Genomic DNA, 278 nt, shown 5'->3' on the forward strand with positions numbered 1-278 from the left:
GGATCTGGGCATATGGGATGACGCGCATATTGACGGACTTGCTGCATTGACGTCACAAATCAAGACGTACGGCAGCAAAACGGCGATTCAGTTGGCGCACGCCGGAAGAAAAGCCGAGGTCGAAGGTACAATCTACGGACCTTCAGCGATTCCTTTCGACGAAAATTCGCGAACGCCTGTTGAAATGACAAAAGAGGACATAAAAGAAACCGTTCAGGCTTTCAAAAAAGGAGCTGAACGCGCGAAAGCCGCCGGCTTTGACATCATCGAGATTCATG

At 50.0% G+C, this 278-nt stretch carries 1 protein-coding gene; it reads left to right on the forward strand.

The features are described 5' to 3' along the window. Window positions 1-278 (forward strand): oxidoreductase (locus J0695_RS46460; RefSeq protein WP_505383650.1); only part of this gene is annotated, 278 nt, incomplete at both ends.

Origin of the sequence: Streptomyces beijiangensis (assembly GCF_017315755.1) — a bacterium.
GTDB lineage: Bacteria > Actinomycetota > Actinomycetes > Streptomycetales > Streptomycetaceae > Streptomyces > Streptomyces beijiangensis.